The organism is Nitrosospira sp. NpAV, from assembly GCF_000832065.1.
Classification (GTDB): Bacteria; Pseudomonadota; Gammaproteobacteria; order Burkholderiales; family Nitrosomonadaceae; genus Nitrosospira.
In genome coordinates this window covers 1-26,053 of record NZ_JXQM01000003.1, presented here as the reverse complement: position 1 = coordinate 26,053, position 26,053 = coordinate 1, and the positions used below count along the sequence as shown (strand labels likewise).

Below are 26,053 nucleotides of genomic sequence, written 5' to 3'. Positions count from 1 at the left end.
ACGTAACTCATCTCGTTTCACGAAACTCTCATGCATGCACTTCCGCAAGAAATTTTTAAAGCCTATGATATTCGAGGTATCGTAGGTAAAACGCTGACGGCTGAAATAGTCGAAGCCGTCGGGCACGCTATTGGTTCCGAGGCACGGGTCCGTGGGCTCACATCGGTAGCGGTGGGCCGGGATGGCAGGTTATCAGGGCCGGACCTTATGCTGGCGCTGGCAAGAGGGTTGCAAAAAAGTGGTATTGATGTGGTCGATGTGGGAATGGTCGCCACACCCATGCTTTACTTTGCGGCCCATATGTTGTGCGATTATTCTGGCGTAATGGTCACCGGCAGCCATAATCCGCCTGACTATAATGGTTTGAAAATGGTCTTGGGTGGTGAAACCCTGGCCGCTGAATCCATCCAGGCCCTGCGTTCACGTCTTGAGACCAATGATCTTATTCACGGAGAAGGCCAATACCGTAAGCATGACATTTCCGCAACATATCTCCAACGCATAATCAGCGATGTCAAGTTGACACGCCCGATGAAAATTGTCATCGATTGCGGGAACGGCGTGGCCGGTGCCTATGCACCAACGTTATATCGCGGATTGGGGTGCGAGGTAACCGAGTTGTTTTGTGAAGTGGATGGATCGTTTCCCAATCATCATCCCGACCCGTCCGTCCCCGAGAACCTGCGCGACCTGATTCACGCGCTCAAAACCACCGGTGCGGAAATCGGACTCGCCTTCGATGGCGATGGCGATCGCGTCGGCGTGGTCACCAAGGATGGCAGCATTATTTATCCTGATCGCCAGTTAATGCTGTTTGCGGCCGATGTGTTATCCAGAAATCCTGGCGCCCAGATTATTTTCGATGTGAAATGCACCCGCAATCTGGCACCATGGATCGAGCGTCACGGCGGCAAGCCTATCATGTGGAAAACGGGACATTCGTTCATCAAGGGGAAATTGAAAGAAACCGGTGCGCTGCTGGCGGGGGAGATGAGCGGCCACATTTTTTTCAAGGAGCGCTGGTATGGATTCGATGATGGTCTTTATGCGGGCGCCCGTCTACTGGAATTGCTCAGTCACCATGTGGATATCGATGCTACCCTTCATGCCATTCCTGATGCGATCAGCACGCCGGAATTACAGATCAGATTGAAAGAGGGCGAAAACTACGCCGTTATCGCACAGTTACAGGAATCCGCTCGCTTCGATAATCCGGAGCGCGTCATCACCACCGATGGACTGAGGGTGGAATACAAGGATGGTTTCGGTCTGGCGCGCTCATCCAATACCATGCCGGTGATCGTACTCCGCTTTGAGGCGGATAACGCAGCTGCCTTAAAACGTATTCAGGATGATTTCCGCATCGTCATTTTGCGAGCCAAGCCGGATGCGATGCTGCCGTACTAGCCGCACGTATTCGCAGCCGATTCGTTTCCTTGAAGTCCGACAGGCCGGGCGTGCCAGTAGCGGCGGCACCCAAGGCATTTTGCAGTGCGGCTGGCTTTGCCGGCATTATTGCGCTGTTGACTGGCCTTTTGCGGGATAAATGACCTGCTGCGCAATTACCGGATGCCGACGAAGGCTGCATGGTGACATAATCGATTCCAGAATCATTTTCCTTGCTCCGTGTCTTTGAAAAAGATTCTGTTTACCTGCAAATCAATTACGCCGAAAACCATGGCTTATTCCATCAGCGGAATCGCGGCAGCGAGATCGTAGCGAACGATAGCCCGGATCTTATTCTCAATCTGCAGGTAACGTGCCACCTTTACCCCAGGAAGAACCTTGCTGAGCTTGGGTACATACGATTGCTTCAATTTGACTTCGGCTTGTTCGACGGCGATTGCCTCATCAAGCAGTTTTCTTGCCGTTTCGTCGGGCACTGCACCCTTGTTATAAGCCAAGGCATAGTCACTGATAAGCTTCGCCATGCGTTCGTTGATCTCGTGCAGATCTTGCTGGTAGGCATCGTAGATAGGCCAGAACGTCTTTGCTTCCGCCTCGGTCAGCTTCATGTTGTTCGCAACAACAAACTTCTTATCTGCGACGACTTTTTCACGCAAGATATCCATATTGCTCGCTATATTGTCATCATCGGCGAATGCCGGGAGCACCAGTGTCGTGGCGAGAATCAACAAAGCGGAACGCAGCATGTTCGTTAAATTTTTCTTCATTATTTATTACTCCACGGGAAATTAAGGTTGGTCAATGGAACTCTGTGCGGAATGTTCTTTTCCGCCGGAAAGCAGCATGTCAGCATACCCGCATGATAAAATGCATAGTATTGCCGAATCAATAATTTGTGGTTCTCCGCCCTCCTTGTCCTTTGCTTCGAGTCAGCCCTACGCTTCAGCCCGATATACGTCAAATACGTGATACGCCCATGCCGGTACGTCCAGATAAAGACCTTGCGCGGCCAAGCCATCGCCGTTCCTCTCATAAATCGCCGTCCCCATTCGATCATATAGCTGCCACGCTTGTCCTTCAAGACCCGCCCACGGCATCACGACGTAACACTGGCTTTGGTGATCCGAGTAATTGATAGCGATCAGACGTTTTCCTCCATCCTCTCCGGTCCACGAATAGGCGATGAAGCAGGCCGAGGTCCAGTTGCCATCCCATGCGGGGCAGCACTCAAGTAACCGCCAGTTGCCTTCTCGAAAGACCGGATCCCGCAGGCATTCGATCAACGCCGTATAAAATTCGGCGACAGTATGATCCACAGGTTCCGCTGGTCCCCGCCGCAAATGGACTGGGATTCGTATCTTCCGGCCCTCGAATTGCCCTTGATGGAAGAAACGCAAACCCGGTGCCAAAAAAGTGATGATTGCCGCAGGTCGGTGGGTTTTCGGAGAGAAGGCCGCCGCCGCGCGTGGTTCGTCATGATTTTCAAGAAAACGCACCAGTTTGTCCTGAAAGTTCAGATCTGCCAGGAAGTGTTCCCGGATCGGGCGTACGTGTCTCTCATGTAAACGGTCATAAAGCCGCTTGTCGTAGGTATAGTCGAATCCCTGCTGCTGGAGGGCCGATTCCAGATCCCAGTACACCTCGGCAAGAAATAGAAAGCCCGGCATCTCGTCGTGTATGGTCTTCGTTACCTGCGGCCAAAAGGGGGCCACAGGAATTCCCCATGTCCTTTCAAAGACCTCGGGCAGCACCAGCATTGCCATATCGCAGCGCACGCCATCACACCGGATAGCGATTTTCCGCAATTCGGCATCCATGGCCTCCCGGAGGACAGGATTGCCGTAGTTCAGCTGGAGCGTATCCGGCCAGCCGGCGAAATACGGATCACGGCCATAGGCCAGAATTCGCTCTCCTTTGGCTGTTTCCATCCGGCGGTAATTGTATGGTTCCGCAGCCAGTTCCTCTTCGCCGCCCCTCACATAGTAATCCGGGTACTCGCGCACCCAGGGATGATCCAGTGCCGTGTGGTTCGGCACGAAATCGAGAATCAGGCGCAGGCCGTGGTCATGAAGACGCCGGCGGAGCCGGTCGAGGGCCTCATCCCCGCCAAACTCATCATGTACCCGGTAGTCCTGGATCGCGAAGCAGGAGCCGCAGATATCGACCGGGCGGAAGTCGGGGAGCACCCGATGATACTCCTTTAGCCATTCCGGGTTCGACCCCGATACTTGCCGACCGGCGAAGCCCGTCTGCCAGATCCCAAGGAACCAGATCAAGTCGAAGCCCGCCAGCACCCACCCCTCTAGCACCCGGTCCGGAATGTCGTCGAGAATTGCCGGCCGGCCCAATTCAGCGGCGCGTTCCGACAAATAAACGCGAGTATTGACCTGAAACAGGGAAGGATACCGGGGGTAGCGCTTGGTCTTCATCCTGTTTTCCCGGTTTCTCCATGGTTGCCCTCACTATGGGTGAGTCCGTACAGGCGCTCCTTCAGGATGGGGTCGAGCTCGTTCCACAAATCGAGGTCAAAGTACAGCCGCTGTTTTTCATCGCGGATTCCCGACTCGTGGCCGTCACTCAACCGCTTCTGTTCCACTACGTCGACGATTTTTTGCTCCGGCATGGTTTCCTTCTTTTTTTCTTCTTTTGCAGAGGGTGTGCTCTCTCTTTCTCTCTCTCTACCGTATATATTTTTTCACTGTATACCTCTGCTGTTTATACGGTCAATACGTTTTATTGGCGTGTGCAGCGGGCAAATGCACCCTCTAGTTTATGCAATCCCGAAGCTGGGGGCAGGCATGGAATGGACAAAGGTTAAAAGGATCGAAGATGGAATTTGAGAAATACATTACAGGGCGGCTGCAAGGACGGCCAAAATAAAGAGGCGGCACGGCTGCCTGGGGTATGCGACTGGACTCTCCACCAAATCCATCATCTTTGATACACTTTGGCTCGCGCAGCACCCTGCAAAATCCTGCAAAAAGCGGATTCCCAGGTTTTATATGCTGCACGGAGCTTGTTTGGATGAAATATCGAGGATAAGAGGGTTGTTATCACGGATCGACTGGAAAAATAATGATTAAAGTTCTTTTTGTCTGCATGGGCAATATCTGTCGTTCACCCACTGCGGAAGCAGTGTTCAGACATCAAGTCAGAGCTGCCGGCTTTGAAGAAGCGATTTATATCGATTCCGCCGGTACCCATGATTTTCACACTGGCGAGCCGCCGGACGAGAGGGCCCAAAGAGCAGCCGTGCGGCGTGGCTATGACGCCAGGGAACTGCGTGCACGACAGATACACGAGAAGGATTTCGAGGTTTTTCACTATATTCTGGCGATGGATAAAGGCAATCTCGCCATACTCAAGCGGGAATGCCCTCCAGAACACAGCCATAAGCTTGGACTGTTGATGGAGTATAGCAAACAGTTTTCTGAGGGCATAACAGAAGTACCCGATCCTTATTTTGGCGGACATCAAGGTTTTGAACACGTACTGAATTTGGTGGAAGAAGCGGGAAGAGGGCTGCTGGATCGAATTCGTAATGAAAAATAACCCTAAATCCGGTCATTGGACGGTAGAGCCCCGGTTTTTGGAAGGCGTTGCAACCCCTCAAAAGGTGAGAATCTAGTGCCATAAGAATCCTCCACGAATCATAGTCCCTAAACCGACAGATGAGCGGTCAACCACCGGATTTGGGATAATTAAAGCATCAGATTTATTCGCTATGAAGGCTCGTCATGAGGTCGATAAAAAAGGCGGAAAGTAAATTTTCCGCCTTTTAATTATTGCAGGGTGCAGGGGATGCTTATTTATGCGTCTCGATTTGTACCAATGGTTCATTATGCTCCACCAGCGGGGCGGGAGCCGCTCTTTTTCGCCGACGCGCCGCCAGCACGGGTTCTCCTGCCGCATCGGCCTCCACTGGTTTTATTTTTTCCGGAATGGTCTCTATCATGATCAATCCGCTTTCGGCCAGATTCGGTATTTCGGTTGCATACGATGATTGATGCTGCGGGGATTCTTCCAGTTCCGGCGCGGGTGGCGGCTCATGCGCTAATGTGGGAATTTCATTCTCTGTGCTTGCTTCATCCTCGATAGGCTCCCGTTGTTCCAGTGCCACGGTGAGGGAAGCGGGTGCATTCGCAGACGGGGATTCCGCAACGGGCTCCTGAACGGCCAGCTTCTTCTCCGATATGGTTTCCGGAGCAATCGATACAGGTACTTGTAGCGATTCCACGGATTCCGTCAGCGCCGCTGGCTCCGTCATTACGGCCATAACCTCGTCTGTTTGCAACGATGCGGATACGCTTGCGGATTCCGGTTCCGAGGGCAGATCCACTGTCGGCAAGGAGGAAGAAGCCGTAATAAGCGCGGAAGCCTCTTGTACGGGTGCGGGAATGAAGGCTGCCGGTGAAAGGTCTTCTTTTTCTTTGCGCGTAGCCTGGCTAGTTGTCTGCTGAGGATGGGCATCTCGCCCGATGGCCTGTTTACCTTCAGGAGTGACGCGCTCCGAGCGCTCGCCGCGATCACGCTGCCTTCCGCCGCGACGCCGGCGGCGCCCGCCATCTTCGCTTTGCTGCAACAGGTCTTCAGTCGCTGGCTGCTCTTCTCCCGTCGGTAACTTGGCGTCGGCCCGGATTTTCTCGTCACGCGGCGCGCGTGGCTGCTTTTTTTGATTGGGCCGTTCGCCCTGGGGTTTTGGTCCGCCACGATCGGGGCGCTGAAGCGCAGCTTCCCGCACCGGACCTGAAGTTCCAGGGATCTCGCCGCCTCGTTCAGCACGATCGTCCCGCACGCGTTGACCACTCCGTTGTACTTTTTCATTGGGTTCACCACGTCCTTCGCGTCCGCGATCGCGTCGCCCGCGTCCGCGCTCCGGGCGCTGTGGAGTGAGCGTAGCCAGTTCCGGCTGGCCTTTCTTTTCCTCACCACTCATTTGTTTGAACCAACCGAATATCTTATCCAGGAACGAGGACTGTTGCGGTATAGGATGTGGTTTTTGTTCACGTACCGGAGCTGGCTGTGATGGCGTGATGCCACGTACTGCCGCCAGCTGCCGTGCGGGTTTGGTTTCCTGCGCGGCGGATGGCAGGGCAATTTCCTGGGCCGGTTTTTCTACCATCTGATAGCTGGTTTGAACCTCGCCAAGTTTCACGTCATCATGCCGCAAACGCGTGATGTTGTAGTTGGGGGTTTCCAGATGAATGTTTGGAATCAATATTACATTAACCTTCAAGCGAGCTTCGATGGCATGAATTTCCGCCCGCTTCTCGTTCAAAAGGTAAGTGGCGACATCAACCGGTACCTGGGCGTGGAGTACGGCGGTGTTCTCTTTCATCGCCTCTTCCTGGATGATGCGGAGGATATGCAACGCGGAGGAGTCGGTGCCGCGAATGTGCCCGGTGCCATGGCAACGTGGGCAAGAAATGTAGCTGCTTTCACCCAGTGAAGGGCGCAGGCGCTGGCGCGACAATTCGAGTAAGCCAAAACGGGAAATCTTGCCCATCTGCACGCGGGCCCGATCATAACGCAATGATTCATGCAGACGGTTCTCCACTTCACGCTGATTACGCGTAATTTCCATGTCGATAAAGTCAATCACCACCAGTCCGCCCAAATCCCGCAAGCGCAATTGCCGCGCAATTTCGTCAGCGGCTTCCAAATTGGTATTGAGCGCGGTTTGCTCGATATCGGAACCGCGCGTGGCACGTGCCGAATTTACGTCGATGGACACCAGCGCTTCGGTATGATCGATAACAATAGCGCCGCCCGAAGGCAATGTCACTTGGCGTGAATAGGCTGTTTCAATCTGGTGCTCGATCTGGAAACGAGAAAATAACGGTACATCGTCGCGATAGAGCTTGACGCGACTCACGTTGGCGGGCATGACATGACTCATGAACTGACAGGCCTGTTCATAGATGCTTTCGGTATCAATCAGGATTTCGCCGATCTCCTGATGAAAATAATCGCGGATGGCGCGAATTACAAGGCTGCTTTCCTGGTAAATCAGGAAGGCACCGCTTTGATTCTTCGACGCATCTTCAATGGCTCGCCACAGCTGTAGCAGATAATTGAGATCCCACTGTAACTCTTCCTCGCTACGCCCTATTCCGGCGGTGCGGGCGATAATACTCATGCCAGGCGGGACATTCAGTTGTGACATCACGTCACGCAATTCCGCGCGATCCTCGCCTTCGATACGGCGCGACACACCGCCACCGCGCGGATTGTTGGGCATCAGAACCAGATGGCGGCCAGCCAAGGAGATATAAGTAGTGAGTGCCGCGCCTTTAGTGCCACGTTCGTCTTTATCTACCTGGACGATGAGTTCCTGGCCCTCATGAAGTACATCCTGAACGCGAACCCGGGCCGGATCGGCATTATCCTTGAAGTAGGAGCGGGAAATTTCCTTGAAGGGAAGAAAACCGTGGCGTTCGCCGCCATACTCAACAAAGGCGGCTTCGAGACTGGGCTCGAGACGGGTGATGACTGCCTTGTAAATATTGCTCTTGCGTTGTTCTTTGCCGGCGGATTCAATATCGAGATCAATAAGCTTTTGACCGTCGACAATGGCGACACGGAGTTCTTCCGGCTGTGTCGCATTAAATAACATGCGTTTCATTTTTATGCCTCCCGCGCTCTGGTCACGGGCAGACAGCCTACGTGCGGGGGGAGATTGTGTCCGACGCACATATACGAGTTTTTTAGTCAGGCAACTTGGGTCATAGAGTCGGGCTGCTGGTTAAAGATGACTATTTCTCTGGCTTGTCACTGGGGTCCTGCTTTCTTCCAAGCAGAACCGGAAAATTAAGTTTCAATCAGGTTTCGACTATGGCTGTTCCGGCAAGCGGACGCTACGAAACTGAAAACTGAAATCTACGTGTGCTTTGAGCGCGCAAATCAATTACCATCGCTACTTTATTGGTGAGCGACATTAACCAGGTTTTTTCGAAGTCGGCTCTTGTCTCTGTCGGACAAAATCTCATCAACAGCGCCACTTTGCGCACCGGATAAAGGATAGGCTGGAACTCCGAATTGGTAAGTATAAGTAGAATTAAGGATTTAGGCAAAGAATTTCCTCCGCGTGCCGTGATCAAGGAAGTCGTAGGAGAGGATAGCAACGGTCAGCGTATCGATAATTTTCTGATGAAGCGCCTTAAAGGCGTGCCCAAAAGCCATATCTATCAGCTACTGCGGAGCGGCCAAGTGCGGCTTAACAGCAAGCGTGTGGACGCGGCCCACTCGCTGAAGCCGGGTGACATCGTGCGTATCCCGCCGGTGAGAATAGGGCAGGACAATCCTCTTTCCAGAAAAAGGATTGCCAAATCCGCCTTGGTTTCATTCGAAGTATTATATGAGGATGAAACGCTCATGGTCATCAACAAGCCCGCGGGGCTTGCGGTTCATGGCGGAAGCGGCGTGAGCTTCGGTGTCATCGAGCAATTGCGCGCTCAGCATCCCGATTGGAAATTCCTGGAATTGATCCATCGGCTTGACAGGGAGACTTCCGGCGTTCTGCTCCTTGCCAAAAGCCGTGCGACGCTCGTTGAATTGCACCGTCAAATCCGCGCAGGACAGGTGGAGAAACGGTATCTGACATTGGTGAGAGGCAGATGGCATAATGCGAGGCAAAGCGTGAGACTATCCCTCAACAAATATGTGACAGCCGCCGGAGAACGGCGCGTGGCCGTCGCTATGGGTGCAGGAGATGAGGCCGGTGGAATGATTTCTCATACGGTATTTTCCCTGAAGAAATCCTGGCAGGACTTCAGCCTGCTGGAGGCCGAACTAAAAACCGGGCGTACTCATCAAATTCGGGTGCATCTTGCTCATCTTGGTTTCCCTATCGCAGGTGACGACAAGTATGGGGATTTCACGTTGAACAAAAAACTGGCCAGTAGCGCGACAAAACCGGGTCTGGAACGCATGTTTCTACATGCTTTTCTTGTCGAGGTAACGCATCCCGTAACCGGTAAGAGCCTGCGCCTGGAGGCCCCATTAGCAAAAGATCTGCAGGAATTCTTGAATGGATTGGATGGCGTCACTGTGGCGGCGGGTCGCTGAATCGGGAGTAGCAAGTGCTTGTGATGGTCGAAACAGAATCGGATCATCGAAGCGCTGTCGGCAGGGAAGTGCATTCCATAATTCGCGGTTTGCATGTCATATGCGGCTTGTAGTATCAAAAAATAGAAAAAAAGAGGTAATATTTTTGAGCAGCATAGGGTTTGCTGCTTATTCTCTCGAAGGATTACGTTAAATCATGGCTGATTCAGACAACCGTAATGAAAGCTGGGACAAGCAGGTACTTGAGAAACTGGTACTCTCTTCCGTGCAGGAGCAACGAAGGACACGGCAATGGGGCATATTCTTCAAGTCACTTACGTTTATCTATCTGTTTATGCTTCTGTTTTTTGGATTGGGGTGGCTGGGTGACAGTGAAATGTCCATTTCCGGTAAACATACTGCCCTGGTTGAGCTGCGTGGCGTCATTTCACCCGATAGCATTAGCAGCGCGGATAATATTAACGCAGGCTTACAGAATGCATTCAAGGATAAGAAAACGCAGGGTGTGATTTTGCGTATCAACAGCCCTGGCGGCAGTCCGGTGCAGGCAGGCTATATCAACGACGAAATCCGCCGCTTGCGCGCGGAATATCCTCAAATTCCACTTTACGCCGTAGTCGAGGACGTTTGCGCCTCCGGTGGTTATTATGTCGCCGCCGCCGCTGACAGGATTTATGTGGATAAAGCCAGTATTGTCGGTTCCATCGGCGTGTTGATGAATGGCTTTGGTTTTACCGGCGCAATGGAAAAGCTGGGTGTCGAGCGGCGATTAATCACGGCGGGAAAAAATAAGGGTTTTCTTGATCCTTTCTCACCGCCCAATACCGAACAGGAAGAATACGCCAAGAAAATGCTGAGCGATGTCCACGAACAGTTTATCCAGGTGGTACAGCAAGGCAGGGGAGAACGTCTGAAGAACTTGCCGGAAATATTCAGCGGCATTGTCTGGACTGGTCAGAAAAGCATAGATCTTGGACTTGCCGACGCCATGGGCAGTGCCGAATACGTGGCGCGCGAAGTCATCAAGGCCGAGCATATCGTGGATTACACCACCCGGGAGGGATTTGCCGAGCGCTTCGCCAAACGCTTCGGTGCGGTGATGGCGGATACGCTGATTAGCACAGGGAGTAGTTGGGGGTTACGGTAAGTTACCCTTGCAGCCTTGCAGCAAAAAAATGGTGGGCTTGTTATTGAGATCGGGTAAGGCGCTTTTCCATTCCTTGATGGTTCTGGTTGAAATATATTCGTTCTCCAGCGTGAGATTGCAGGCAACGCAGAGAACCGTGTCGTCGCGACAGGTAAGAACAAGGGATTCCAGCAGTTTCTGATTGCGGTATGGGGTCTCGATGAATATCTGTGTCTGATCGCGAGCTATCGAATTTCGTTCCAGTTCAATGATTGAACTGATACGTTCGTTTTTTTCTACCGGGAGGTAGCCATGAAACGCGAAGCGCTGGCCATTCAATCCCGACGCCATCAGTGCCAGTAGTATGGAAGATGGTCCCACCAGTGGCACCACCCGGAGATTTTTTTGATGAGCAAGACGCACCAATCCTGCACCAGGGTCGGCTACGGCGGGGCAGCCGGCTTCAGATAGTAAGCCTACATCATTTCCCGCAAGCAATGGGCCGAGCAGATTTGCCAGTTCTTTGATCCGGGTATGCTCATTCAGCACTTGCATGCTGATTTGCTGTAACGGCAGGATACAGCCAATCTGTTTCAGAAATTGACGGGCAGTTTTGGGGTGCTCGACAACGTAGTGACCAAGGCTGGCTATGCGTTGCCTTACCGCAGCAGGAATCACCCAGGCAATATCACCCCCTCCAAGCAGCGTGGGAATGAGATAGAGCGTACCGGAGCTCATACTATCCCTACCCCTTCATACGCCAGCATCTCCACCAACGCGATCAGCGGCAGGCCTATCAGTGCAGTGGGATCATCGCTCACCATATGTTCAACCAATGCAATCCCCAGTCCTTCGGACTTGGCGCTTCCTGCGCAATGATACGGCTGTTCTTTATCGAGATAATTGTAGATTTGCTGATCGCTTAACTTGCGAAATTTGACACGGGAAGGAATAAGTCGCGTCTGCATGTTGCTGTTTCGGGTATTGAAAAGACTCAAGGCTGTATGAAATACAACTTCTTTCCCACGAATGAATTGTAACTGCCTGGTTGCATTGGCACGGTTCAATGGTTTGCCGAGCTGGACGCCTTCCAGTACCGCTACTTGATCGGCGCCGATAATGAGCGCATCAGGATAGATTAACGCAACGGCACGGGTCTTTGCAGTGGCAAGGCGAAGGGCAGTGGCTTCCGGAATCTCATCTGTCAGGGGAGTTTCATCAATTTCCGGACTAAATACCTCAAACGGAACTTGCAGGCGTGTGAGGAGTTCATGGCGATAGACGGAGCTGGATCCCAATATAAGTCGTTGAGCAATCTGTTGTGTTTTCAAAGTTTGCCTTTAGATGGATTTTGACACCCGGAGGCAAAAAATATATTATGCGCGCCGTACGAGTAGCTCCGAAATTCTAATACTAAATGCGTTGACTTATCAATTGAAGGCATGCCGTACGGTAGCAGGCAACCCGCAACCGGACTTGCAAGGCAATATCGGGATGCACGCAATTTGATTTTATAAAGGTGCCCTTATGCCGGGACAGCTCACCATAGATGCCATCGATTTTGCTCATAACGCCGGCGTGCATCATGGTAAAATCTCGATTTCCGAGCTCGGGCGCTTGCAGGATTATCTGGTGGGTAATGGCGGTGAATTGAAATATACCGTTGCCGGCGCTCTGGACAAGAGCGCAAAGCCGGTTTTGCGGATCATTGTGCAGGGATCAATAAACCTCCGGTGTCAGCGTTGTCTTGGAGAACTCAAGCATGTACTGGATTTGCAGACGAATCTATTACTGGCTAGAAATGAAAGCGAACTCCATAGTTTCGATGAAGATGAGTCAATTGATGTAATTCTGGCAGGATCCGGTATAGACGTTCTGGCGCTGATTGAGGATGAAATAATCCTGAGCCTGCCGATTTCGCCGCGTCACGTGGAGAGTGAATGCGCGATTATCAGAGCTGGCGACGGAGATACAGCGGGCGAAAGATCTCCGTTTTCCGCGCTGGCACAACTGAAAAAGCTGCATTGAAATTTACTTAAGGAGCAATACCATGGCAGTCCAACAAAACAAAAAATCTCCATCCAAGCGTGGCATGCACCGTTCGCATGATTTTTTGACCAGTGCGCCGTTAACGGTAGATTCCAGCACTGGCGAAGTCCATTTGCGTCACCACATCAGTCCCAACGGTTATTACCGCGGCAAGAAAATCGTCAAGAGCAAGGAAGATTAAAATTTCTCCCCATTGTTCCGGGGATATCGAAGATTTCAGCTTATCCCGGCCTTATCTCGGGCTCAGGGGGCGTCAATATTGGATATTACCGTAGCCATAGACTGCATGGGTGGCGATCATGGCCCTCATGTGACGGTTCCCGCAGTCGTTGATTATCTCCGGAATAATCCGGGAACGGATATTGTTCTGGTGGGATTGCCCGACGCCATCGAGTCAGAGTTACGTGCAATCAAGTTTGCGCCTGGTCCGCGGCTCAGAATTCACGCCGCGAGCGAGGTCGTGGGTATGGATGAATCGCCCGCTCTGGCGTTACGCAACAAAAAAAAATCCTCGATGCGGGTCGCGCTCGATCTCGTAAAAAGTGGTGAGGCCCAGGCTTGTGTTAGCGCGGGTAATACCGGTGCACTGATTGCAACCTCACGCTTTGTGCTGAAGATGCTTCCCGGCATTGACCGGCCAGCGCTTGCGGTGGTACTGCCTACCATACGGGGACGTACCTATGTGCTTGATCTGGGCGCCAATGTGGATTGTGGCGCCGAGCACCTGCTTCAATTCGGTGTCATGGGGGCGACCCTGGTATCTTCGGTTGAAAATAAAAAGAGGCCAAGCGTTGGCTTACTGAACATCGGCGAGGAAGACATTAAAGGTAATGAAGTAGTGAAACAGGCGGCGGAGCTACTGCGTGACAGCGGGCTTAATTTTTATGGGAATATCGAGGGCGATGACATTTATAAAGGGACAACCGATGTGGTTGTATGTGATGGTTTCGTCGGCAATGTTGCTTTGAAAACGTCGGAAGGCGTAGCACAGATGCTTTCCACTTACCTGCGTGAAGAATTCAGACGAAATCTTCTCACAAAATTTGCGGGGCTCATCGCCTTGCCGGTCATTAAAGCATTCAAACGGCGGGTGGATCACCGCCAATACAATGGTGCAAGCCTGATGGGGTTGCGTGGCATCGTCATCAAGAGCCACGGTGCTGCGGATAGTTATGCATTCGCTTTCGCCATCGCCCGCGCCGTGGATGAAGTGCGCGGCGGCATGTTGCGCCGCCTGCGTGAGCGCATGGCAGAGTTACCGCATCAGCCGGAGGACGCATCTTCATATCTTCGATCCATGCCGCAAGGGCATTCGACATGATGTATTCCAGAATTGTGGGGACCGGCAGCTATTTGCCGGAAAAAATTCTCACGAACCATGATCTTGAGAGCATGGTGGATACCAGTGACGAATGGATACGTACCCGCACGGGTATTGAGGAACGGCGCATCGCTGCGGACAACCAAATGGCAAGCGATCTGGCGCTCAATGCGAGCCGTGAAGCAATGGAGGCGGCGGGTGTTGGGGCTGCGGATATCGATCTGGTCATTGTCGCTACTACCACGCCGGATGTGATTTTTCCCAGTACGGCCTGCATTTTGCAGAATAAGCTTGGCATCAGGGATTGTCCGGCATTTGATGTACAGGCGGTATGCAGCGGTTTCGTCTATGCGCTTGCCACGGCTGACATGTTTATTCGTGACGGCAAATGCCGTACCGCGCTGGTGGTGGGAACCGAAGTTTATTCGCGCATACTCGACTGGACCGATCGCAGCACTTGTGTACTTTTTGGTGACGGCGCAGGGGCTGTGGTGCTGACCCAAAGTGACCAGTCTGGAATACTTTCAAGTCATTTGCATGCTGACGGCGATTACAGCAAAATCCTTGCGGTACCCGGGAGCGTTTGCGGCGGCAAGGTGCAAGGCAGGCCGTTCGTTGTGATGGAAGGTAATACGGTTTTCAAGTTTGCGGTAAAAGTTTTGGAAGAAGTGGTCCATGAGGCGCTGACCGAGAATAATCTACGGGTATCCGATATTGATTGGTTGATTCCGCATCAGGCCAATATCCGCATTATTCTCTCGACCGCAAAAAAATTAGGAATACCGATGGAGAAAGTGGTTGTCACGCTGGAGCGGCAGGGCAACACTTCCGCCGCCTCCATTCCCCTGGCGCTGGACGCCGCCGTACGCGACGGACGCATTAAATCCGGGCAGCATGTGCTGCTTGAGGGCGTAGGAGGGGGCTTCACCTGGGGGTCGGTGCTGATCCGTTGGTAAGGCATTGACACCAAAAAAAGGGTCCATAAATGATTCATCCATTTATAAAGAGGGAACGTCAATGGAAGTTCCCGTAAGATTTGCCTGTGTGTTTCCTGGCCAAGGCTCCCAGTCGGTGGGAATGATGAAGGGGTACGCCGATTTTCCTGTCGTGCGTGATACCTTTAACGAAGCGTCCGATATTCTCGGCAAGGATTTCTGGACAATGGCCGAAGCGGGGCCGGCTGATAAGCTCAATCTGACAGTTAACACCCAGCCGCTCATGTTAATGGCAGGTATTGCGGTATATCGCGCTTGGGAAAGTCTAAGCAATACGAGACCTGTTTTTGTAGCAGGACATAGCCTGGGCGAGTACACGGCATTAGTTGCCTCGGGGGTGCTGGCTTTTGCCGATGCATTGTCACTGGTATGTTTTCGGGCAGAGATCATGCAGCAGGCGGTCCCGGAGGGTGTCGGGGGCATGGCCGCAATTCTCGGACTTGACGATGAGTTGGTGAGCGCGGTATGCAAGCAAGTCACTGACGCTTCTGATGGAGAGTTGCTGGAGCCGGCAAACTTCAATTCGCCTGGCCAGATCGTGATCGCGGGACATAGAAATGCGGTGCTGCGTGGCATGGAACTGGCCACTTCAAGTGGTGCAAAACGAGCATTAATGTTACCGATGAGTGTGCCCTCACATTGCTCCTTGATGGGCCAGGCTGCGGGGCAAATGCAGCAGAAGCTGGAGCAGGTAAGGCTCGTGTCGCCAAAAATTCCGGTATTGCACAATGCGGATGTGCAGCAACACGATGAACCCCCTGAAATAAGGAAAATTCTGGTACAGCAATTATGCAAACCGGTGCGATGGACGGAAACCATCCGTTCTTTTGCCGCAGCAGGTGTCTCTCACGTGATGGAATGCGGCCCAGGCAAGGTGCTGGCGGGACTGAACAAGCGTATCGATGGAAATATACAGAGTTTTGCATTGACGGATGGTGTAGCCCTTCGGCATGCCGCGACCGTATTAGGCTGAAGAAGCTGAGCCCTGTAGCAGAGAGCCTATTCGTGTGATTCTTGTTGAACGTACTGGAGAATAATTCTGCAAAATCAAATAGCATTCGTAACCGGCGCCAGCCGGGGTATCGGACAAGCCATTATGCTTGAGCTCGGCAGGCACGGCGCCACCGTAGTGGGTACGGCCACCACCGAGGATGGCGCCCAGATTATCAGCCGCAACCTGCAGGAAGCAGGTATTAAAGGTAGTGGTATGATGCTGAACGTAAATAACGCCGTTCAGATTGAAAACGTTCTTGGCAGGGTACGTCAGGAATTTGGCGAGATCGCAATACTGGTGAATAACGCCGGTATTACCCGGGATAATATACTTGTCCGGATGAAAGACGAAGAGTGGGATGAAATCATGGAAACCGATCTTAAATCAGTTTTTCGTTTGAGCCGTGCAGTACTGCGAGCCATGATGAAAGTAAGGTATGGACGCATCATCAACATTTCATCGGTGGTGGGCGCCACCGGCAATATGGGGCAGGCTAATTATGCCGCGGCTAAGGCCGGGATTTTTGGTTTTAGCAAATCTTTGGCGCGTGAGGTAGGCAGCCGTAACATTACGGTCAATTGCATTGCACCGGGTTTCGTTGAGACTGACATGACACGTACACTTACTGCCAAACAGCACCAAGATTTGATCCAGCACGTGCCGCTGGGAAGATTGGCGCAGCCCAAGGAGATCGCTTCAGCAGTCGCGTTTATCGCTTCACCGGACGCGGGATACATCACCGGTGCGACGCTTCATGTAAATGGTGGAATGTATATGGACTAACGGCAGCCTTCAAATTATTGAAGGATAGCGCACCATCTCAGGGCGTATCCTGTTGCTTATTTTATGGTTGAGAGTGTTCTGATTTTATTAATACCGAAAACTTGCTAGAATGACGGCGTTTTTCTTACCGGAGAAGAGGTATCTAGATGGAAAATGTAGAGCAGCGTATAAAAAAAATCGTGGCAGAGCAACTGGGAGTAAATGAGGCGGATGTCAAGAATGAATCGTCCTTTGTGGACGATCTGGGCGCTGACTCGCTCGATACCGTGGAGCTGGTCATGGCGCTGGAAGAAGAATTCAAGTGCGAAATCCCCGATGAGCAGGCAGAGAAAATAAATACCGTTCAACAGGCCATTGATTACATCAATTCTCACTCCAACTAATTCCCGCTTTAAATATATCCCCACTCGGAGTCGCTTTGTCCAAGCGTAGGGTAGTCATCACCGGTCTAGGTATTATTTCGCCTGTCGGAAACACTGTTTCGGATGCGTGGACCAATGTGGTCGCGGGAAAATCGGGCATTACTCGCATTACCCGTTTTGACGCTTCCGCATTTGCGTCGCAGATCGCCGGCGAGGTCAAGGATTTTGATGTCACGAATTATCTTTCCAGCAAGGACGCGCGCCGGATGGATATTTTTATCCACTATGGCATGGCCGCGGGAATCCAGGCGGTCAAGGACGCGGGTATCGGAGAGATAGGCGGCACACACCTCGATGCCGAGCGTATTGGCGTCAACATCGGATCCGGAATCGGTGGTTTGTCGATGATCGAGAATACCCACGACACCTATCACGCGAGTGGTCCGCGCAAGATCTCGCCATTTTTCATTCCCAGCACCATCATCAACATGATCGCGGGTAACTTGTCCATCATGTTCGGCTTCAAGGGGCCGAATCTTGCGATTGTCACCGCCTGTACCACTGCGACGCATTGCATTGGGGACTCCGCACGTTTGATCGAATACGGGGATGTGGATGTAATGGTTGCGGGTGGCGCGGAGTCCTGCGTAACTCCGCTCGCTATCGGCGGCTTCGCTTCGGCACGGGCCTTGTCTGTTCGAAATGGTGATCCGGTTACCGCCAGCCGTCCATGGGATAAGGGCCGGGACGGCTTCGTGCTGGGCGAAGGAGCGGGGATTCTGGTGCTGGAAGAACTGGAACATGCAAAGCGCCGGGGAGCGAAAATTTATGCCGAACTGGCCGGTTTCGGCATGAGCGCCGATGCTTATCACATGACGGCACCCTCTGAAGATGGCGAGGGCGCCGCACGTTGCATGGCCAATGCACTCCGAAATGCGGGCATAAAAACCACCGAGGTGGATTACATCAACGCTCACGGAACTTCCACTCCGCTGGGTGACATCGCGGAAACCGTTGCGGTGAAGCGCTGCTTTGCTGAACATGCGAAGAAACTTGTGGTCAACTCCACAAAATCCATGACCGGTCATTTGCTAGGCGCCGCAGGTGGAGTGGAGGCAATATTCTCCGCCTTGGCGGTGCATCATCAGATTTCCCCTCCCACCATCAATATTTCCGATCAGGATCCGCAATGCGATCTCGATTACGTCCCCAATACTGCGCGAGAAATGAAAATTGATGTGGCAATGTCAAATTCATTTGGCTTTGGTGGTACGAACGGTACGCTCATCTTCCGTAAGATTTGACTTACCGTTGTAGCGCATGCGGACGCTGAAACGCATTCTTTTTCTCGGGCTGGTTGGCGTAATCCTATTTGCTGGCTGGTTTGTTTATCAGATCAATAAACCCGTTCAGCTTCCTGTTGTGCCCTACGAATTTTCCATCGAACCCGGTAGTAGTTTGAGAAGCGTTGCAAAGCAATTGGCTGACGCAGGTGTTTTGAGCGATGTCTGGTCGTTTGTCCTGTTGTCGCGGGTGATGGGGGTCGCCTCTTCCCTCAAGGCCGGAGACTACGAAATTGCAGCGAGCACCTCGCCGCTGCAATTACTGGAGCGCATCACCAAAGGTGACGTCAATCAAAGTGAGATCAGATTCATAGAAGGCTGGACTTTCTCGCAGCTTAGACAACTCCTGGACGAGCAACCGGCCATCCGGCACGACACTACCCATCTAAGTGACAAAGAAATTCTGCAGTTAATCGGTGCGAACGAAACATCAGCGGAAGGATTATTTTTCCCCGATACCTATTTTTTTGCGCGAGGCAGCAGCGACATCGCAATACTGAGGCGTGCTTACCACGCGATGCAAAATCATCTCAATGTCGCATGGGCCGAGCGTGCTGCGAATCTGCCGCTGACAGATCCCTATCAGGCATTGATCCTGGCCTCAATTGTTGAAAAAGAAACCGGGAAGGAGAGCGATCGCACCATGGTGGCCGCCGTATTCGTCAACCGGTTGCGGCTAGGCATGTTGCTGCAAACTGATCCGACGGTTATTTATGGTCTGGGTAAAAAATTTGACGGTAATCTGCGCAAGAAAGATCTTCTTACTGATCAGGAATATAATACGTACATGCGGCGTGGCCTACCGCCCACCCCTATTGCCATGCCGGGGTTGCCTTCGATTCAGGCAGCGTTGAATCCTGCTAAAACCAATGCACTTTACTTTGTCGCAAGAGGAAACGGGGAATCACATTTCTCCAATAACCTGACGGATCACAATCGCGCCGTGTCCAGGTATCAGAAACGACAAATACCGTAGATTTTGTGTCTAACCGCTTGACGGTGGCAAAGGATAGGTTATTGATGAAATAATCAATCGTGAGTTTTGACCGTCTCGATTGGAATCCGCTGGCCACATCTGATGTTTCGATAGCTTCAATGTTTCCACGCTGCTAGCGCCTTTTTTTGAGAAAACCGTCAGGCGGGTTCTGCAGGCGGTCTAGCGCGGAAGTTTTGCTGGCCGTGGTTTCCTGAAAGAAGTAGTTGCTCAGATATTTATCGAAAGGGATCTCATCCGTGGCATCCAGGCGTTTCTGTTGCGCCAGTGACGTTTTGACCTGGAGGTCAAAGTGTCTTTTCACCAAGGCATCGAGCGGGGTACTCTGAAAATAATGTGTGTGTTCACGGGATTTCTCCAATATCAGCTCGGTAATTGACAGCTTCCGGTCGCGCATGATCGACAGTATTCTTGCCGAGGCGGTCAACTCGGGATGATGAATTACTTCGAGCTGTTTCTGCAATGACCGGGTGTAGGGCCTATCGATGTTACCGTTATCCAGAATCTCACAGATCTCCTGCATCTGCTCACACAGTTTCAGCGCCCATTGCCGCAGCGGGATTTCCCGTCCGTTGTCCAATAGCTTCAACATAGGATCTCTCCCTCGATTGGCTACAGATAGCGCATTCCAAGTAATCTCGCCATATTGCTTCAAGTCATGTCCCGCGTTGGACTGGAATAAACAGAAAAGGCCCAGCGCTTCAAGAAAGCGTGTGGTTTCGATCGAAATGCCTGCGGGTTCAAACATATCGACATCCACGGATCGTATTTCAATATATTGAATTCCCCGGCTTCCCAGCGCCTGAAGCGGCCTCTCGTTGGATCTCGTCGGCTGTTTCGGCCGCACCGAAGTGTAATACTCATTCTCGATTTGCAGGAAATTGGTATTCAGCTGCCGGTACTGGTCGCCCACCTTTGCTCCGATCCTTTCATACCCGAGATAAGGGATCGTTGTCGCCCTGCTCAAGTCACGTATGTATTCCTCGATGCTGTTAAAGGAAATGTGAAACATCGATTGAACGGGATTCAGGTAGCCGATCTCGCTCATTCTCAAAGAGGTTGCATAAGGTTTGTAATAGGATGTTTCATCGAACTTGTCCAAGGCGCGGGAATGTGCGGACTTGCGGTTGTCAATGAAGCTTTTGCCCACCGCTGGGGACGAGCCGAATAAATACAGGATGAGCCAGCCATAACGCTGAAGGTTTCTAATCATTCCCATATACGCATACGTGGTGAATGATTGCAGATCGCCAGTATGTTTCATGAAATGCTGATATTGCGGCCAGAATGGTTCAGGCAGCGAATAATTAAAATGGATTCCGGCGATGACTTGCATGCAACGGCCGTAGCGATAGCTTAAACCTTGCCGGTAGATGCGCTTCATCCGTCCGACATTGGATGAGCCATATTCGGCAATAGGAATTGCCTGGTCCCGCAAATCGCCGATAGGCATACTGGCCGCCAGTAACAGTTCGTCATCGAGGTTTGCGCAGACGTATTGATGCAAGTCCGTCAGAAAATCCAGCATTTCGCTGCTGTCCGATAATGCCGGCGTGATCAATTCCAATAATGCCTCTGAATAATCGGTGGTGATATGCGGATGAGTCAATGCAGCCCCAAGCTGACGCGGGTGGGGTAACTGCGATATGGATCCTTCGCGGGTGATTCGGAGACCTTCTTTTTCGATGCCTTTCAGCCCCTGGGTTAATAAGGGCCGAAGAGACTCGCCGACGAGTCTTTTGAGGGATTTGTTGGATAATTTGTATGACATCCTATAGCTCCTGGAGCCTAATTTCAAACAGCGAGGAAATACGTATTGGTTTGGAGGTTTATTGTTTCTTCCGATAACTTCCTTTTGGGTATAACCCGCCATGATTTCAAGGGTGTCATTTAAATATTTGTGGAATCAATCCAGGCTATTTTCAATTACGAATACCAATATTTTTTTCTTAGTATCAATCAGACAACGATCGCAAAAACTGGTTGCTAAAACTGCCGGTTATGGTTCTCAATTATCCATTCTGCGCCTATTAATTTTAACCGATTGATATTAGTAGCATAAATCCGATAAGGCCGATAACTATTTCCCCCTATCCGAAACATAGCATCAAACCATGAAGCTTGCTCTATGAGAACTTGGGATTTTAGTAAAATGATGTTATTCATATGATAATTAGCTAGTTTAACAAGGAGCGCTTGATCGAGACCTATTCTTGCGTCACCTCGATCCCGGTGATTTTAATTTGGGAAAGTTTGTGCTCGACAGCATGATTTATCGGGTATTTTTGCTATATGGCTGCGCTGAAGATGAATCATCGTCCATGCGCGCCAATTTATGGAAAATTGAGTTTTCCCGAGAAAGGGTGCCAGGCTTTGGATAAATGTAAGAATTGACATTGCCGTCTTCAAAAGTAGAATGGCGGGTTATTTAATAAATGCCGGGTATCGTTTTTTCTTGATTCATGTCTAGAAAAATCAAAACTTCGGCTCCTATAAAGTTAATTTACTCAAGTTCAGGAAGGAGAAAATGAGTCACACATTATATGAAGCTTCTGTTTTACGTGTGCAGCGCTGCGAGCTGGCCGTTCCGGGATCAAACCCTGGCATGTTCGAGAAGGCGATGAAAAGCGGCGCGGATTTCATTTTTCTTGATCTTGAAGATGCAGTTGCACCCGATGATAAAATACAGGCGCGTAAGAATGTCATCGAAGCGCTCAATGATCTGGATTGGAAAGGCCATGGCATAACAATCTCGGTGCGTATAAATGGCCTGGATACGCAATTTATGGTTCGAGACGTAGTTGATCTGGTCGAGCAAGCAGGCCATCGGCTGGATACGATTTTGATTCCAAAAGTAGGAGTCTATGCTGATGTCTATATGGTCGAGGCAATGCTGAACCAGTTGGAAATGCAGCAAGGGTTAACGAACAGGATTGGTATCGAAGCATTGATCGAAACGGCTTTGGGTATGGCTAATGTGGAGGATATTGCCCGCAACGGAATATCCGGCCGGCTTGAGGCGCTGCATTTCGGTGTGGCCGACTACGCTGCCAGTAATCGCGCCAGGACCACAAACATTGGTGGACTCAATCCGGATTATCCGGGTGACCAATGGCATGCTGCCATCAGTCGTATGACAGTTGCCTGCCGTGCCTATGGCTTGCGCCCCATCGATGGCCCCTTTGGCGATATTAAGGATCCAGATGGATATAAACTGGCGGCAAGAAGGGCCGCAGCCTTGGGTTGCGAGGGCAAGTGGGCTATCCACCCATCTCAAATTGCACTCGCAAATGATGTATTCACACCCCCTGCGGCGGAAATTGAAAAAGCGCACCGTATTCTGGCTGCTTTAGCGGAAGCGGCGGCCCAAGGCAAGGGAGCGGCCGCGCTGGACGGCCGATTAATTGATGCTGCCTCCGCAAGAATGGCCAATAATGTAGTTAAAATGGCAGAGGCAATCGCCGCAAAAAACTGATAGTGATATTTTAGCGGCTTCCTTAAGAAAACGACCGCCTCTTGCGGTCTTTTCTTTCGCGAGGCTCATCCGCGCGGATCAGCGATACATGCCGCGCATGGCAAAGATGTCCGCGCGCGATGGATATTGCATAGTACCCAAGAACCGGATGTTTCGATTATTTCCGGCGTGTCGCGCATTTCCGCGGTGGCAGGAAGGGTGTTTGCCGCCTATTTTAGGTTGAGGTTTGAATATTTTTATTTCTTAAACAGTTAAGGTGATGTTTTGGATATTCACGAGTATCAGGCGAAAGAGATTTTGGCAAAGTATGGCGTTAAGATCGCGGAAGGGGGGTTGGCATACAGTCCCGAAGAGAGTGTCCAGCGTGCCAGAGAGATCGAAGGGAATGTCTGGGTGGTGAAGGCGCAGATTCATTCCGGGGCGCGTGGTAAAGCGGGCGGTATCAAAATTTGCAACACTCATGACGAAGTTGAAGAGGCTGCCGAAGAATTGTTGGGAAAAAATTTGGTTACCCATCAAACCGGGCCGGCAGGTAAGGTTTGTTCAAGGGTGTATATCGAAGCAGGAACGGAGATCGCTCAAGAACTGTATCTCTGTTTTTTGATTGATCGAAGCTCCGAGCGTCTCGTCATGATCGGTTCCGCGCAAGGTGGAATGGAAATTGAGGAGTTGGCTGAAACGGATCCCGGGGCAGTCAAAAAAATTTATATTGAACCCGCTGTCGGCCTCCAGGATTTTCAGGCGCGCGAGATGGCGTTCTCCTTGGGGCTGGAAGCTACACAACTCATTCACGCCGTCAGAACCATAAAGGGCTGCTATCGTGCGTTGCGCGACCTTGATGCAAGTATGCTGGAAATCAATCCGTTGGTCGTCACCGGTAGCGGCGAACTCATCATACTGGATGCCAAAATGAGTTTTGATGATAACGCCTTGTTTCGACGTCATGAAATTGCCGAGTTGCGCGATAAAACTCAGGGAGACCCCCGCGAGGTGGCGGCTGCGGACCATGGTTTGAGTTATGTAGGTCTGGATGGCGATATCGGTTGCATGATCAACGGCGCCGGCCTGGCCATGGCCACCATGGATATGATCAAGCTTGCTGGCGGTGAACCCGCGAACTTCCTTGATGTTGGCGGTGGCGCATCCGCAGAGCGTACGGAAAAGGCATTTCGCCTGGTGCTGGCCGACAAAGGTGTCAAGGCGATGCTGGTCAACATATTCGCCGGGATCAATCGTTGTGACTGGATCGCCGAAGGAGTGGTGCACGCGGTAAGAAATATCGATATGAGCGTTCCGCTGGTTGTGCGGTTATCCGGCACAAATGTTGAAGAAGGCCAGCGGATCATTGCCGAGAGCGGCTTGCCCATCATTACCGCGGGCACGCTGGCGGAAGCGGCGGATAAAGTTGTCCGGGCTCGCAATGAAGTCGTTGCGAAAGAAAGCAAAGGAAAATAGATGGCAATCTTGGTTAGCGAAAGCACGCGTATCATCATTCAAGGTTTCACCGGTAAGATCGGTACCTTCCATGCGCAGGATATGATCCATTACGGGTCAAATATCGTGGGAGGGGTTACCCCTGGCAAGGGCGGCCAGCGGCACTTGGATCTGCCTGTTTTCAATACGGTAAAAGAAGCTGTAGAGAAGGTTGGAGCCGAAGCCAGCATCGTATTTGTTCCGCCGGCGTTTGCGGCGGATTCAATTATGGAAGCCGCTGATGCCGGCATTAAATACTGTGTGGCGATTACCGATGGTATTCCCACTCAGGATATGATGACTGTCAAGAACTTCTTGCGCCGTTTTCCTGTCCAGGAAAGAATGGTCCTGACAGGCCCGAACTGTGCCGGGACGATTAGTCCGGGACGCGCGATGCTGGGAATCATGCCTGGGCATATTTATATTCAGGGGAATGTTGGAATTGTCGGCCGTTCCGGTACGCTGGGTTATGAAGCTGCTGATCAGATGAGGCTATTGGGTATTGGCATATCGACCTCGGTAGGGATAGGCGGCGATCCGATTATCGGCAGTTCGCATCGTGATATTCTTGAGAAATTTGAGGAGGACACCGAAACCAAAGTTGTGATCATGATCGGTGAGATTGGCGGACCGCAGGAGGTTGAAGCCGGAATTTTTGCAAAAGAACATATGAGCAAGCCGTTGATTGCCTACATTGCAGGTTTAACTGCGCCGCAAGGCCGTCGCATGGGGCATGCCGGCGCGATTATTTCAGCGGCTGGCGAAAGTGCCGCGGAGAAAGTAGCCATGCTGCAAGAGCTGGGTATCACGATCTGTCCGACTCCTGCCGCAATGGGAGACACTGTAGCAGCGGTATTGGCCAGGATGTAAGCCTTATGGGTAGCTGGTTTTTATCGGATGCGCTTGAGAGTGGAGGCTTAAAACATGGCAATCGGCTGGATGACAGCATTAAAGATTATTCCATGGGCAGATGTGCTGGAGTCGGCACCTCATATCGTCAAAGCGGCAAAACGCCTCTTTGCGGCGACAAAGGCTGATGCAAGCACCTTCGCGGAATCCTCAACAGAATCTTCAACAGAGTCTTCAACTTCAACGGCCAGCAGCGGTCTCGCCAATCTGGACAAACGAATTCGTCTGGTTGAGACAAGAATCATCGAATTGAGCGAGGAACAAAAATCGTCCAGTGAATTAATCAAGTCGCTGGCTGAGCAAAATGCGCTCATTGTCGAAGCCATTGAAGTATTTCGAGTCCGGATAAAGCTTCTGCTTACTGTTTGTATCTTGCTGATCGGTGTGCTGGCGGGTCTGGTATTCTGGCTGGTAATGAGATAGATATGTGTGTCCGGCCAGTGGTCGGTTGTATGGACAATTGAGGCGATGGTCGTGGTACCAGAAAGTGTAATAGTACTGGCGCTACCTGTTTATATAAACCGGAGCTAAAGTATGGTCATAACAAAAATTGGTTTAATAGAAAAACAGAACAGATATCTTTGCCTCAAGTAGGCAAAGGCGATCATGGGCCAACCCGTGGCATTTGTACCTGCCACGGTTCTTTCTGGACTACGGAGATAAGGAGAAGAGAGATGGTTGTGAAGCTTGGGCTGAGGCTCATCACGCTGACATGCGGGGCGCTGCTGGCGGCGTCTTCATGGGCGAACTTTCCC

Annotated in this window: 24 protein-coding genes; 17 read left to right on the top strand and 7 right to left on the bottom strand. The window is 51.6% G+C overall.

Annotated features, from left to right (window positions below; genetic code table 11):
• Window positions 1-30 precede the first annotated feature (30 nt).
• Complete coding sequence (locus SQ11_RS02475; protein WP_041512574.1) at window positions 31-1,407, top strand: phosphomannomutase/phosphoglucomutase; 1,377 nt, start codon at window positions 31-33, stop codon at window positions 1,405-1,407.
• 275 nt (window positions 1,408-1,682) lie between these two features.
• Here SQ11_RS02475 and SQ11_RS02470 read toward each other — a convergent pair whose 3' ends face one another.
• The 3 genes from SQ11_RS02470 to SQ11_RS02460 form a co-directional block, all read right to left on the bottom strand.
• Entirely contained in the window at window positions 1,683-2,174 is a 492-nt protein-coding gene (locus SQ11_RS02470; protein WP_041512573.1) for a hypothetical protein, read from the bottom strand.
• 168 nt (window positions 2,175-2,342) lie between these two features.
• Window positions 2,343-3,836 (bottom strand): alpha-amylase family glycosyl hydrolase, encoded by a 1,494-nt coding sequence (locus SQ11_RS02465; protein ID WP_041512572.1) that lies wholly within the window; start codon window positions 3,834-3,836, stop codon window positions 2,343-2,345.
• Complete coding sequence (locus SQ11_RS02460) at window positions 3,833-4,030, bottom strand: hypothetical protein (RefSeq protein ID WP_041512571.1); 198 nt, start codon at window positions 4,028-4,030, stop codon at window positions 3,833-3,835. Before SQ11_RS02460 ends, SQ11_RS02465 begins: the two co-directional genes overlap by 4 nt.
• 452 nt (window positions 4,031-4,482) lie before the next feature.
• Between SQ11_RS02460 and SQ11_RS02455 the strand changes: the two genes are divergently transcribed.
• Window positions 4,483-4,959 (top strand): low molecular weight protein-tyrosine-phosphatase, encoded by a 477-nt coding sequence (locus tag SQ11_RS02455; protein ID WP_041512570.1) that lies wholly within the window; start codon window positions 4,483-4,485, stop codon window positions 4,957-4,959.
• A gap of 253 nt (window positions 4,960-5,212) precedes the next feature.
• Here the strand turns inward: SQ11_RS02455 and SQ11_RS02450 are convergent, their stop codons facing one another.
• Complete coding sequence (locus SQ11_RS02450; protein ID WP_041512569.1) at window positions 5,213-8,032, bottom strand: Rne/Rng family ribonuclease; 2,820 nt, start codon at window positions 8,030-8,032, stop codon at window positions 5,213-5,215.
• Window positions 8,033-8,445: 413 nt separating this feature from the next.
• Here SQ11_RS02450 and SQ11_RS02445 point away from each other — a divergent pair, with 413 nt between their 5' ends.
• The gene (locus SQ11_RS02445; RefSeq protein WP_084226697.1) at window positions 8,446-9,474 is read left to right on the top strand and encodes an RluA family pseudouridine synthase; all 1,029 of its coding nucleotides are present in this window, start codon (window positions 8,446-8,448) and stop codon (window positions 9,472-9,474) included.
• A 196-nt stretch (window positions 9,475-9,670) separates the two neighbouring features.
• Complete coding sequence (locus SQ11_RS02440; protein ID WP_041512568.1) at window positions 9,671-10,621, top strand: S49 family peptidase; 951 nt, start codon at window positions 9,671-9,673, stop codon at window positions 10,619-10,621.
• Here the strand turns inward: SQ11_RS02440 and SQ11_RS02435 are convergent.
• A complete protein-coding gene (locus SQ11_RS02435; protein ID WP_041512567.1) occupies window positions 10,613-11,338 on the bottom strand; it encodes an SAM-dependent methyltransferase in 726 nt (241 codons plus the stop codon). The genes SQ11_RS02440 and SQ11_RS02435 overlap by 9 nt on opposite strands.
• The gene (locus tag SQ11_RS02430) at window positions 11,335-11,931 is read right to left on the bottom strand and encodes a Maf family nucleotide pyrophosphatase (protein WP_198140778.1); all 597 of its coding nucleotides are present in this window, start codon (window positions 11,929-11,931) and stop codon (window positions 11,335-11,337) included. The genes SQ11_RS02435 and SQ11_RS02430 overlap by 4 nt, the downstream gene beginning before the upstream one ends.
• Window positions 11,932-12,127: 196 nt before the next feature.
• Here SQ11_RS02430 and SQ11_RS02425 point away from each other — a divergent pair, with 196 nt between their 5' ends.
• The 9 genes from SQ11_RS02425 (at window position 12,128) to mltG (ending at window position 19,423) form a co-directional block, all read left to right on the top strand.
• The gene (locus SQ11_RS02425) at window positions 12,128-12,628 is read left to right on the top strand and encodes a DUF177 domain-containing protein (RefSeq protein WP_041512566.1); all 501 of its coding nucleotides are present in this window, start codon (window positions 12,128-12,130) and stop codon (window positions 12,626-12,628) included.
• A gap of 22 nt (window positions 12,629-12,650) precedes the next feature.
• The gene (rpmF, locus tag SQ11_RS02420) at window positions 12,651-12,830 is read left to right on the top strand and encodes a 50S ribosomal protein L32 (RefSeq protein ID WP_041512565.1); all 180 of its coding nucleotides are present in this window, start codon (window positions 12,651-12,653) and stop codon (window positions 12,828-12,830) included.
• Between the two features lie 78 nt (window positions 12,831-12,908).
• A complete protein-coding gene (gene plsX / locus SQ11_RS02415) occupies window positions 12,909-13,970 on the top strand; it encodes a phosphate acyltransferase PlsX (protein WP_041512564.1) in 1,062 nt (353 codons plus the stop codon).
• A complete protein-coding gene (locus SQ11_RS02410; RefSeq protein ID WP_041512563.1) occupies window positions 13,967-14,926 on the top strand; it encodes a beta-ketoacyl-ACP synthase III in 960 nt (319 codons plus the stop codon). Before plsX ends, SQ11_RS02410 begins: the two co-directional genes overlap by 4 nt.
• Before the next feature lie 61 nt (window positions 14,927-14,987).
• Window positions 14,988-15,938 (top strand): ACP S-malonyltransferase, encoded by a 951-nt coding sequence (gene fabD, locus SQ11_RS02405; protein ID WP_041512562.1) that lies wholly within the window; start codon window positions 14,988-14,990, stop codon window positions 15,936-15,938.
• Between the two features lie 60 nt (window positions 15,939-15,998).
• Window positions 15,999-16,742: a 3-oxoacyl-ACP reductase FabG gene (fabG, locus tag SQ11_RS02400; RefSeq protein WP_041512561.1), complete on the top strand. Its 744-nt coding sequence runs from the start codon at window positions 15,999-16,001 to the stop codon at window positions 16,740-16,742.
• A 146-nt stretch (window positions 16,743-16,888) separates the two neighbouring features.
• Entirely contained in the window at window positions 16,889-17,125 is a 237-nt protein-coding gene (gene acpP, locus SQ11_RS02395; RefSeq protein WP_004177211.1) for an acyl carrier protein, read from the top strand.
• 35 nt (window positions 17,126-17,160) lie between these two features.
• The gene (fabF, locus tag SQ11_RS02390) at window positions 17,161-18,408 is read left to right on the top strand and encodes a beta-ketoacyl-ACP synthase II (RefSeq protein ID WP_041512560.1); all 1,248 of its coding nucleotides are present in this window, start codon (window positions 17,161-17,163) and stop codon (window positions 18,406-18,408) included.
• 16 nt (window positions 18,409-18,424) lie between these two features.
• A complete protein-coding gene (gene mltG, locus SQ11_RS02385) occupies window positions 18,425-19,423 on the top strand; it encodes an endolytic transglycosylase MltG (protein WP_041512559.1) in 999 nt (332 codons plus the stop codon).
• A gap of 133 nt (window positions 19,424-19,556) precedes the next feature.
• Here the strand turns inward: mltG and gshA are convergent, their stop codons facing one another.
• Entirely contained in the window at window positions 19,557-21,212 is a 1,656-nt protein-coding gene (gene gshA / locus SQ11_RS02380) for a glutamate--cysteine ligase (RefSeq protein ID WP_084226696.1), read from the bottom strand.
• Window positions 21,213-21,968: 756 nt separating this feature from the next.
• Here gshA and SQ11_RS02375 point away from each other — a divergent pair.
• From SQ11_RS02375 to SQ11_RS02360, 4 genes are all read left to right on the top strand, one after another.
• Window positions 21,969-22,916, top strand: a complete 948-nt coding sequence (locus SQ11_RS02375) for a CoA ester lyase (protein ID WP_041512558.1) — start codon at window positions 21,969-21,971, stop codon at window positions 22,914-22,916.
• Window positions 22,917-23,180: 264 nt separating this feature from the next.
• Entirely contained in the window at window positions 23,181-24,371 is a 1,191-nt protein-coding gene (locus SQ11_RS02370) for a malate--CoA ligase subunit beta (protein ID WP_041512557.1), read from the top strand.
• A complete protein-coding gene (sucD, locus tag SQ11_RS02365) occupies window positions 24,372-25,259 on the top strand; it encodes a succinate--CoA ligase subunit alpha (RefSeq protein ID WP_041512556.1) in 888 nt (295 codons plus the stop codon). It begins immediately after the preceding gene.
• Window positions 25,260-25,313: 54 nt separating this feature from the next.
• A complete protein-coding gene (locus SQ11_RS02360) occupies window positions 25,314-25,721 on the top strand; it encodes a hypothetical protein (RefSeq protein WP_041512555.1) in 408 nt (135 codons plus the stop codon).
• Window positions 25,722-26,053: the final 332 nt, after the last annotated feature.